This is a genomic window from Streptomyces glaucescens (assembly GCF_002154375.1).
Lineage (GTDB): Bacteria > Actinomycetota > Actinomycetes > Streptomycetales > Streptomycetaceae > Streptomyces > Streptomyces glaucescens.
Genome location: NZ_MUND01000841.1, coordinates 1 through 5,061 on the forward strand (window position 1 = coordinate 1; position 5,061 = coordinate 5,061).

General features: G+C 73.9%; 4 protein-coding genes and 1 pseudogene. All 5 read left to right on the forward strand.

The window, feature by feature from the left end:
* A pseudogene (locus CCN42_RS43020) lies at window positions 1–735 on the forward strand (hypothetical protein); the annotation flags it as partial.
* An 11-nt stretch (window positions 736–746) separates the two neighbouring features.
* The gene (locus CCN42_RS38115; protein WP_086741817.1) at window positions 747–2,087 is read left to right on the forward strand and encodes an MFS transporter; all 1,341 of its coding nucleotides are present in this window, start codon (window positions 747–749) and stop codon (window positions 2,085–2,087) included.
* Window position 2,088: 1 nt separating this feature from the next.
* On the forward strand, window positions 2,089–3,336 hold the full coding sequence (locus CCN42_RS38120) for an ATP-grasp domain-containing protein (RefSeq protein WP_086741818.1): 1,248 nt from the start codon (window positions 2,089–2,091) through the stop codon (window positions 3,334–3,336).
* A 13-nt stretch (window positions 3,337–3,349) separates the two neighbouring features.
* Entirely contained in the window at window positions 3,350–3,970 is a 621-nt protein-coding gene (locus CCN42_RS38125) for a flavodoxin family protein (RefSeq protein WP_086167890.1), read from the forward strand.
* 162 nt (window positions 3,971–4,132) lie between these two features.
* A partial coding sequence (locus CCN42_RS38130; RefSeq protein WP_245877661.1) for a 3-oxoacyl-ACP synthase III family protein occupies window positions 4,133–5,061 on the forward strand: 929 nt, incomplete at its 3' end.

The following is a 5,061-nucleotide window of genomic DNA, read 5'->3' on the forward strand; positions in this document are numbered from 1 at the left end:
GTCGCCGATCTCCGCGACGTGGAAGTCGAGGCCGAAGCCGCGCATCACGTCGCGGAGATCGGCGACCTCACCTTCCGGGGCGGCAAGCCGCACCTGGGCGGGCGGCCCGTCGACGTGATCCTGCGCTGCTTCACCGTCGAGGAGATCATGGGCGACCCGCACGGCGCGGACCTCGTCGAACCGGTCTTCCGCGCCCACGAGGAGGGCAGCGTCGTGCTGTTCACCCCGATGGAGAGCAACCTCTTCGCCAACAAGGCCTGCCTGGCGCTGCTGTCCGACCCGCGCCACCACGACCGCTTCACCAGCGCGGAGCGGGAGCTGATCGACCGGGTCCTGCCCTGGACCCGCGCCCTGGGGGGCGGGGCCGCCCTCGACGACGAGCTGATCGCGTACTGCCGCGCCCACCGCGAGGAACTGATCCTCAAGCCCAACGCCTTCTACGGCGGCGTCGGCGTCATCGCCGGCTGGACCACCCCCGAGGACGAGTGGCTGACCGCGCTGCGCGCCGGTGCCGCCGACGGGGCGATCGTGCAGCGGCGGGTCGTGCCCCGCTCCGAGCCCGTCGTCGACCCCGCCACCGGCCGCGTCGAGGACTGGCAGGCCGCCTGGGGCCTCTTCTACACGCCCGGCGGCTACGCCGGCGCCTACGCCCGAGCCGTCCCGGCCTTCGAGAGCCCGGTCATCGGCGTCACCGCCTACAAGAACACCCGCACCGCGGGCGTCCTGCACTTCTGAGGGAGGAAGCCATGTCCGATCCGGGCAAGCCGGGAGGGCCGGCGGCACGCGGTCCGCTGGCACGGCTGCTGGACAGCACGCTGGTGCCGCGCAGCGCCATCGGGCGCAAGCTCGCCCTCACCGCGCTCGTCAACGCCCTGGGCACCGGCATGTTCTACGCCGGCTCCGCGCTCTACTTCACCCAGGTCGCGGGGCTCAGCAACAGCCAGGTCGGCCTCGGCCTGTCCCTCGCCGGACTGATCGGGTTCCTCGGCACCGTCCCCGTCGGCATGCTCGCCGACCGGATCCGCGCGGGCCGCGTCTACATCGCCATCCAGGTGTGGCGCGGCCTCGGCAACGTCGCCTACTGCTTCGTCGGCGACTTCACCTCCTTCGCCGTCGTCGCCTGCTGCATCGGCCTCGCCGACGCCGCCGTGCCGCCGGTCAGCCAGGCCGTCGTGGGCAGCGCCGTCGGCGACGAGGAACGCGGCGACACCCTCGCCAAGGTGCGGGCCGTGCGCAACGTCGGCTTCGGCCTCGGCGCGCTCGTCGCCACCGCCGCCATCCAGCAGGGCAGCGACGACGCGTTCCTCTTCCTGATCGCCGGGAACGCGGTGTTCTTCCTCGCCTCCGCCCTGATGCTCCAGCGCGCGGGCGTCACCCGGCTGGTCACCACGGCCGCCCCCGCCAAGGACCGCCGGCCCACCCTCGTCGCCGACCTGCGCTACCTGGCCACGGCCGTGCTCAACGGGCTGCTGTCCATGCACCTGACGCTGCTGCCGCTGGCCCTGCCGCTGTGGATCTCCCAGCACACCGACGTGCCGCTGTCGCTGTACGGGCCGCTGTACGTGCTCAACACGGTGATGGCGGTGCTCTTCCAGGCCCGGTTCGCCCGGCCCTCCGACACCCTGCGCGGCGCGGTCGCCTCCATGGCCTGGGCCGGGTTCTCGCTCGGCGGGTTCGCGCTGGCCTGCTGGGCGATGGGTGCCACCGGGGCGGTCTGGGCGGCCACGGCGTTCGCCGTGCTCGCGGTGGTGCTGCTGACCGCCGCCGAACTGTGGCAGTCGGGCGGCGCCTGGGCCATCTCCTACGAACTGGCCCGCCCCGACCGGCTCACCCAGTACCTGTCCACGTTCCAGCTCGGTACCGCCCTGCAGGGCATCGTCGCGCCCTGGGTGATCACCGCCGTCATCCTCCCGAACGCGCTCGGCTGGCCGGTGTTCGCCGTGCTGTCCGCGCTCGCGGGCGCCGGCGTCGCGCTGACCGTGGGCCGCGCGGAGATCAGGGCACGCGAGAACGCCACGGTGCCCACGGCCACCGATCCCGGTGCCGCCGTGGACACCGAACCCGAGACGGCCGGAAGGACGGCATGAGATGACCCATGTCCTCATCGTCAGCGGTGGCTCCCACCTGCACGACCTGCTGCGCGACGCCGACCCGGACATCCGTACCTCGGTGATCTGCCGCGCCTCCGCGCTGCCGCTGGTCAGCGGGGTCGGCGAGAACCGGGCCGTGATCGTCCTCGCCGACGACACCCCCCTCGCGGGCTGGCTGGCCGCCGCGCGCCGGCTGCACCAGGAGCGGCCCGTGGACCGGGTCGCCGCGTTCTCCGAGATCGACCAGGAGCGCGCCGCCGCCATCGCCGAGCGGCTGCGGGTGCCCTGCCACCGGCTGCGCACCGTCCGGCTCGCCCAGGACAAGGCCCGGATGCGGCGCCATCTGCGGGCCGCGGGCATCGAGGACGTCCCGCACCTGCAGAGCGCGGACCTCGCCGAACTGACCGCGTTCCAGGAGGCGGTGGGCGGCAAGGTGGTCCTCAAGCCCACCTCCGGCCGGGCCAGTGTGGGAGTCGCCGTCGCGTCGACCCCCGGCGAACTGCCGGCGGCGCTCGCCGCGACCGGAGCGCGCGTCCCCCGCCTCGACCCGTCACCGCCGCTCGCCGAGGCGTTCGTCTCCGGGCCGGAGTACAGCGTGGAGGCGGTCACCGCCGACGGGACGCACCACGTCCTCGCGGTGACCGAGAAGTTCAAGGACGAGGCGACGAAGGTCGAGACCGGGCACGTGATGCCCGCGCGGGTCTCCCCGGACACCGAGCGCCGGATCGTCGCCCACGTGCGCACCGTCCTGGACTCCCTCGGCGTCACCCTCGGCCCCACCCACACCGAGGTGATCGTCGGCCCCGACGGGCCGGTCACCGTCGAGACGCATCTGCGCATCGGCGGCGACGAGATCCTGCACCTGGTGCGGGACGTCGCGGGCGTCGACATCTACGAGCTGTGGGCCCGCCAGTTCGCCGGCCGGTCCGTCGCCGGCGATCCCGGCCTGGCGGCCCGCCGCGAGACCCCGGTCTACGACGGCGCCGCCGCCATCGCCTACCTCGCCCCCGACCTGCGGGGCCGCCTGGTGCGGATCGACGGCTGGGACGAGGTGCGCGCCCTCGACGGTGTGCGCGACGCCCGCCAGCTCCTGCCCGACGGCACCGAACTCACCGGCCTGCACAGCTCCTACGCCCGCCTCGCCCACGTCCGCGTCCACGCCGAGAACCCGGACGCGGCCGTGGCCCTCGCGGAGAAGGCGGTGTCCCTGCTCCAGCCGGTCACCGAAGACCCCCGACGCTCATGAGGAGCCCTTCACCATGACCAAGATCACCGTTGCCTACTTCTCGTCCACCGGGAACGTGCACCGGCTCGCCGAGGCCGCCGCGGAGGCGGCGCTGAAGGCGGGGGCCGAGGTGCGGCTGCGGCGGATCGCCGGGCTGGAGACCGACACGGTCGTGCCCGGCACCGAGGACGCCGTCACCGCCCAGGCCGAGGCCGCCCGGGACATTCCCGTGGCGACGCCCGAGGACCTGGTGTGGGCCGACGGCATCCTGCTGGGCACGCCGGTGCGGTTCGGGCTGCCCGCCGCGCCCGTCTCGGTCTTCGTCGACTCCACCGCGTCCGTGTCCATTCCCGGCCTGCTCGCCGACAAGGTGGTCTCCGCGTTCACCTCCGGCTCGGCCCCGCACGGCGGCCACGAGACGACCCTGCTGGCGCTGTACAACGCGGTCTGCCACTGGGGTTCGTTCGTCGTCGCGAACGGCTCCAGCGACCCGGTGCTGTTCCGCGAGGAGAACGGCAACCCGTACGGCAGCAGCAGCGTCACCCGCAACCGTCCCGGCAACGTCCACGAGGACAACCTCGCCGCCGTCGAGTTCCAGGCCCGCCGGGTCGTCCGGGCGGCCGGGATCGTCGCCCGCGGTTTGGCCGGCGCCTGACACCTGACACATTCCAGGCCATCTGACAGGCCACGGGATCGGCGATGGCACCGCCCCGACGCCGCGCGGAACGATGGGCCGCGCGGCAGGCAGCCCGTTTCTGGCGGATATTTCCCCGCTCCGACCCGAGCCCGAGTCACCGAGGAACACGAGGGGTCTTCAGTGATCACCACCGGAACGCACCACGACGGACACCCCACGGCGTCCGTCGGCATCCTGGGCACGGGCTCCTGCCTGCCCTCCCAGGTCGTCACCAACGACGAGGCCGGCCACCCGGCGGGTGTCGACGACGCCTGGATCCACAGCCGTACCGGCATCCGCACCCGCCGCTGGGCCAAGCCGGACGAGGCGACCTCGGATCTCGCCGTCGCGGCGGGCCGCGCCGCCCTGGAGAACGCCGGGATCCGTGCCGCCCAGCTGTCCCTGGTCATCGTCGCCACGTCCACGCCCGACGCACCGCAGCCGCCCACCGCGAGCGCGGTCGCCGACGGCCTGGGCGCGGGGCCGGGCACGGCCGCCTTCGACGTCAACGCGGTGTGCAGCGGCTTCGTGTTCGCGCTCACCGCCGCCGAGCGGATGCTGCGCGGCACCGGCGGCTACGCGGTGGTCGTCGGCGCGGACATCTACTCACGCATCCTCGACCGGGCGGACCGGCGTACCGCGATCCTGTTCGGTGACGGCGCGGGCGCGGTCGTCCTCGGGCCGGCCGCCGGGGGACGGTCCGCCGGGATCACCTCCCGGCTCGCCGGGTTCGGCGCCGAGCGGGACCTCATCCAGGTGCCCGCGGGCGGCAGCCGGCTGCCCGCCTCCGCGGACACGCTCCGCGAGGGGCTGCACTACTTCAGGATGAACGGCCGCGCGGTCCGCGAGTTCGTCGCGGACCAGGTGGCCCCGGCGATCGCCCAGTTCCTCGCCGACCAGGGCGTGGACCCGCGCGACATCGACCACTTCGTCCCGCACCAGGCCAACGGCCGGATGCTCCAGGACCTCGCGGAACGGATCGGCATCCCGGCCGGCCGCATGCGCACCACGGTCGAGACCTACGGCAACACGGGCTCCGCCTCCATCCCGGTCACCCTCGACGACGCCGC